8 protein-coding genes are annotated in these 5,048 nt (G+C 66.9%); 4 read left to right on the forward strand and 4 right to left on the reverse strand.

The window, feature by feature from the left end:
• Nucleotides 1-101 precede the first annotated feature (101 nt).
• Together sucD and yihA are read left to right on the forward strand one after the other, a co-directional pair.
• Nucleotides 102-983, forward strand: a complete 882-nt coding sequence (gene sucD, locus WBA11_RS15400; protein ID WP_424521547.1) for a succinate--CoA ligase subunit alpha — start codon at nt 102-104, stop codon at nt 981-983.
• Between the two features lie 78 nt (nt 984-1,061).
• Nucleotides 1,062-1,688 carry a ribosome biogenesis GTP-binding protein YihA/YsxC gene (yihA, locus tag WBA11_RS15405; protein WP_424521548.1) on the forward strand — a complete coding sequence of 209 codons (627 nt, stop codon included), beginning with the start codon at nt 1,062-1,064 and terminating at the stop codon, nt 1,686-1,688.
• 489 nt (nt 1,689-2,177) lie between these two features.
• On the opposite strand, the gene WBA11_RS15410 is transcribed toward yihA, so the two are convergent.
• Complete coding sequence (locus WBA11_RS15410; RefSeq protein WP_424521549.1) at nt 2,178-2,504, reverse strand: hypothetical protein; 327 nt, start codon at nt 2,502-2,504, stop codon at nt 2,178-2,180.
• A gap of 45 nt (nt 2,505-2,549) precedes the next feature.
• Between WBA11_RS15410 and WBA11_RS15415 the strand changes: the two genes are divergently transcribed.
• Nucleotides 2,550-3,167, forward strand: coding sequence for a rhomboid family intramembrane serine protease (locus WBA11_RS15415; RefSeq protein ID WP_424521550.1), 618 nt, complete (start codon nt 2,550-2,552; stop codon nt 3,165-3,167).
• A gap of 210 nt (nt 3,168-3,377) precedes the next feature.
• The gene (locus WBA11_RS15420) at nt 3,378-3,746 is read left to right on the forward strand and encodes a hypothetical protein (RefSeq protein WP_424521551.1); all 369 of its coding nucleotides are present in this window, start codon (nt 3,378-3,380) and stop codon (nt 3,744-3,746) included.
• Here WBA11_RS15420 and WBA11_RS15425 read toward each other — a convergent pair.
• The 3 genes from WBA11_RS15425 to rplU form a co-directional block, all read right to left on the reverse strand.
• Nucleotides 3,743-4,453 (reverse strand): HAD family hydrolase, encoded by a 711-nt coding sequence (locus WBA11_RS15425; RefSeq protein WP_424521552.1) that lies wholly within the window; start codon nt 4,451-4,453, stop codon nt 3,743-3,745. The genes WBA11_RS15420 and WBA11_RS15425 overlap by 4 nt on opposite strands.
• Before the next feature lie 85 nt (nt 4,454-4,538).
• Nucleotides 4,539-4,805 carry a 50S ribosomal protein L27 gene (rpmA, locus tag WBA11_RS15430; protein ID WP_424521553.1) on the reverse strand — a complete coding sequence of 89 codons (267 nt, stop codon included), beginning with the start codon at nt 4,803-4,805 and terminating at the stop codon, nt 4,539-4,541.
• Between the two features lie 71 nt (nt 4,806-4,876).
• Nucleotides 4,877-5,048 (reverse strand): 50S ribosomal protein L21 (rplU, locus tag WBA11_RS15435; protein ID WP_424521554.1); only part of this gene is annotated, 172 nt, incomplete at its 5' end.

Here is a 5,048-nt window from a genome sequence, read left to right on the forward strand (position 1 = left end):
GACGCAGGCGTAGCGAATTCGGTACGGGGTACCTGGTACGGGGTACGTCGGCCTTGCTCTCTCTCCCGTACCGCGTACCCAGCACCTCGTACTCGCACTTCATGAGCATCCTCATCGATAAAGACACCCGCCTCGTCGTCCAAGGCATTACTGGCAAGGAGGGCTCCTTCCACGCCGAGCAGATGATCGAGTACGGCACCAACGTCGTCGCCGGTGTGACGCCGGGCAAGGGCGGACAGACGCACCTCGACCGACCGGTCTACAACACCGTCTCGCAAGCCGTCGAGAAGGAGGGCGCCAACGTGTCCGTCATCTTCGTCCCGCCGCCGTTCGCCGCCGACGCCATCCTCGAGGCCGCCGACGCGGGCGTCGACACGGTGATCTGCATCACGGAGGGGATCCCGATCCAGGACATGATCCCGGTCAAGCCCTACGTCGACAAAAAAGGCGCTCGGTTGGTCGGTCCCAACTGCCCCGGCTTGCTGACGCCGGGCGCGTCCGTCAAAGTCGGCATCATGCCAACGATGATCTTCACGCCGGGCAACGTCGGCGTCGTGTCCCGCTCAGGGACGCTGACGTACGAGGCGGTTGATCAGCTGACGCGCGCTGGACTCGGTCAGTCGACCGCCATCGGCATCGGCGGGGACCCGATCATCGGGACGCAGTTTATCGACGCGATCCGCCTGTTCAACGACGACCCGGAGACGGAGGCCATCGTGATGATCGGCGAGATCGGCGGGTCGGCCGAGGAGGAGGCCGCGCAGTTCGTCAAGGACAACGTGAACAAGCCGGTCTTCGGCTTCATCGCAGGCCTGACGGCGCCTCCTGGACGCCGCATGGGCCACGCCGGCGCCATCGTGTCGGGCGGAAAGGGTACGGCCGAGGCCAAGCTCGAGGCCATGGACGACGCGGGCATTACGACCGTCAAGAACCTGGCGAAGCTCGGTGAGACGGTCAAGGACCACTTCGCGGCGGTCGCGTAGAGATGAGGTGTTAGGGAATGGGGAGTAGGGGTTGGGGATGGCGCCCTCCCCGATCCCCATCCCCCGATCCCCAGCACCATGAAGGTCAAAGACGCTCGGTTCGTGCTCTCGGCGCCCTCCTGGGCGGCACTCCCGCCGCAGACGGCGCCGGAGGTCGCGTTCGCGGGCCGGTCGAACGTGGGGAAAAGCTCGCTGCTCAACGCACTGTTGGGACGCAAGCAGCTAGCTAAGACGAGTGGGAAGCCGGGCAAAACGCAGGCGCTGAACTTCTTCGCCGTCAACCCGAACCACGAGGGGTACCCGGACCTGTTTCTGGTGGACCTGCCGGGGTACGGATACGCGAAGGTGTCGCAGTCGCAGCGGGCGTCCTGGCAGCGACTCGTCGGGCGTTACGTGACAGAGCGCGCAGAACCTCGAGACGACCGGCCGGCTCCTCTGCGCGCCGTCGTCCAACTCGTTGACAGCCGTCACGGGATGACGAAGATGGACGAGGAGTTGTTGGCGCTCATGCTGGAGAGCTCGGCGCCGCACCTCATTGCATTGACCAAGTCGGACAAGCTGGGCGCGAACGCGCGGCAGAAGGCGGTCGCGGGCATCCACAAACACCTCGCCCCGTACGGCCTGGAGCTCCCGGTCGTGCTCACGTCGTCGGAGAAAAAGCAGGGGCTCCACGAGCTGTGGAATTGGATCGAGACGGTGCTGTAGCCGCCGTCGAGGCGGGAAAGGTGTAGCACAACGCGGGAGGCACCGCGGTCGACCTGGGAGACCTAATGTGGCGCCCTCGCGGCAGCATCGAGGTCGCTGAAGCGCGCGTTCCCAGATGCTCAGATTTTGCGTAGGGGGCGACTCGGTGGGCCGTCCGCGTTCGTCCTCGAGGCCGCGTTCGTCCTCGAAGATGAAGCCAAGCTCTCTGCCCCAACAGAGTCGTCCCCGCGGAGGCGGGGATCCAGAACTCACGAGGCTTCCAAACCTGACGCTGTGTCTCAGGGGCCGAACGTGGGCGAACCCGTCTCGTCCTCGAGGACGAGCGACACGCGCTTGGAGAGTAAGCCCAAGACTCTGGGAGGCCCACACGCCGCGGACCCCGCCTGCGCGGGGATGACGTGACGGGGTTGGCAGGTCCGTCCTCGAGGTCGCGTCCGGCTTCGGTGCGGTGTTGGGCCTCGAGGAAGGAGTGCCCTTCGCCCTCTGCCGCTACAGCCGTACCCAGGTCGTCTGCTGGCCGCTCGCGGGGTTGGTGAGGCGCAGCGTGTCGCCCTCGAGGCGGATCGCGAACTGGCCGGCCTGGACCTCGTCCTCGAGGGTGAGGAGCGTGTCGCCGAGGATCTCGTACTGCGCCTCGAACGTGCGGGGCGCCAGACCGCCGCGTTGGATGATGCGGGCCGTGCCGTCGGCGAAGAACGTGTACCGCATGTCGAGCGAGTCGGCGTCCGCCGCGCGCCACGTACCGACGTAGTCCGACCGACCGTCGCATCCGGCGACGGCGAGGAGGGTCAAGAAGAGGAGGCCGAGGCGGAGCACGAGCGAGGCGGGGTCGTCTAAGGTAGCCGCCCTCGACGCCTCGACATGATCCAACAGCTCCTCTCGCTGCCGCCCGTCACCCAGTTCTTCCTGGTCCTGAACGTCGCCGTCGGCGCGTACACGCTGCTCGCGAATCCTGCGCTGATCGACAAGTGGGCGTTCAAGCCGTTCCGCGTCGTGCGGGACCGGGAGTGGAGCCGGTGGATCACGGCTGGGTTCGTGCACGTGGGGTTCGCCCACCTGCTGTTCAACATGGTGACGCTGTTCTTTTTCGGACCGTACGTCGAAGGGCTTCTCGGTCCGTGGCGCTTCCTGGCGATCTACATGGGGTCGGAGCTGACGGCCAACGCGCTGACGTACCTCAAGTACAAGGACGCGCCGAAGTACTCGGCGGTCGGCGCGTCGGGTGCGATCTCGGGCATCCTGTTCTCGTTCTGCCTGTTCGAGCCATTCGCGATGCTGTACATCTTCTTCGCGATCCCGATGCCGGCCATCCTGTTCGCGGTCTTGTACATCGGGCTCTCGATCTACGCCTCGAAGCGCGAGGTCGGTCGCGTGGCGCACGAGGCGCACCTGGGCGGGGCCCTGGGCGGCTTGGCGCTGACGATCCTCTTGTTCCCGTCTTCGATCTCGATCTTCCTGGAGCAGCTCGGATTGATGTAGTCGAGTCGGTCGATTGACCGACCTCGAGGACGTGCGTACCGTCGGCGGCTTCCACCCGCCACTCGCCCGATGCGCAGTCTGTCGTTCGCTCTCGTCTCCATCCTCGTGCTCGCCGCGTGCGACTCCAGGGAGCCCGGCTTTCCTGAACGAGGTCGATTCGAGGCCACACTCCGTGGTGCGCTCAGCGTCGACCTCGAGGGCGAAGCGACCGTGACCCGCCTTCCCGGTCTTGACGGCGCTGTGTTCCACTCCACATCCCTCACAAGCCGGACACGAGACGGACTCTCTGGACGATCAGTCAGCGTCAGCGGCGTGATTGGCGAACCGGGCACCTACATATTTGACGAGTCCCGCTTCGACTCCCCGTCCACCATCTACTTCGATGAGGCTGGAGACCCGGGTGGCGTCTGGTCCGCCGTGTCGGGAACTCTAGTCGTGACACGGAACGATGACGACACCCTCGAAGGCTCCGTCGACGCTGTGCTCGAGCGGAGAGACTACAGCACGGGGGTGTCGGGCGGCCGCACGGTCCTCGATGCCGACTTCGCGGCGATCCCCTTTCCGTTCTCAGGCCGTTAGATCTCTAGGAGCCGCAGCAGCTCGGCCCAGTCGCTGAACACCTCGACGCCGTCGGGCGCGACCTCGAGGTTGCCGTCTTTCCACGCGACGCGCCACCCGGCTCCGACGCCGCCCCGGACGTCCGACCGGAGCGAGTCGCCGACGTATAGGATGTCGGCCGGAGCGAGAGCGACCTCGAGGGCGGACTGGGCCTCGCGGTGGACGTGCTCGAACACGCGTGGGTCGGGCTTCATCACGTCGACCTCGTCGGAGATCACGACCGCGACGGCGGCGGCCTCGAGGTCGGGGAAGCGGGCCAGCTTTCCGCGCTGCTGGGCCGAGAACCCGTTGGTTAGGATCGCGACCGGATACTCCGCGGCGACCGCGAGGTACGCGTCACGGGCGCCCTCGGCCCAGCGCCAGTGGCAACCGTAGCGGGCGAGGTAGTCCGCGCTCGCCGCGTCGGCCTCGAGGTCGGCGCACTCGAGGGCGACGAGGGTGTCGGTCCACCGGCGCCGCTTGAGATCGCTGGACGTGATCGTGCCAGCCGCGAAGTCGGCCCAGAGCGGGGCGTTGCAAGCGTGGTACGTCTCCTGGACGTGCTCGAGGGCGTGGCGCCGGAGTCCGTCGTGCGCGTCGCGGAGATCGGCGAGGGCGGCCCGCTCGGCGGCCTTGTGGTCCAAGAGCGTGTCGTCGAGGTCGAAGACGACGAGCGAGGGGAGGAACATGTGAGCGGGCGCCCTCGAGGACGCGAAACGGAAAACGCCCCCGCGGCCGGAGCTGCGGGGGCGCTGAGTCGAGCTCGAGGACGGACTACGCCGCGGCCTCGATCGGGTCGATGTGGACGAACTTACGCCCGCCCTTCGACGCCGCGAAGCGGACGCGGCCGTTGGCCGTCGCGAAGAGCGTGTCGTCGTTGCCACGGCCGACGTTGAGGCCGGGGTGGAACTTGGTCCCACGCTGGCGGACGATGATCGTGCCGGCGTGGATGACGGCCCCGCCGGGGGACTTCACGCCGAGCATGTTCGGGTTCGAGTCGCGTCCGTTCTTGGACGAGCCGACGCCTTTTTTATGTGCCATGTCTCTGGGGGTCTGGAGTCTGGGGTGGCTGCGCCGTCACGGTCGAGGTCCAACCTCGAGGACGGCGTTGCTTAGTTGACCGACAGCGCGCCGATCTTGATCTGCGTGTAGGGCTGGCGGTGGCCGTTCTTGACGCGGTAGCCCTTGCGGCGCTTCTTCTTGAACACGATGACCTTGTCGCCCTTGACGTGTCCGAGCACGTCGGCCGAGACCGAGGCGCCGCTGACGGTGGGCGCTCCGACG

The organism is Rubrivirga sp. (assembly GCF_049648075.1).
Lineage (GTDB): Bacteria > Bacteroidota > Rhodothermia > Rhodothermales > Rubricoccaceae > Rubrivirga.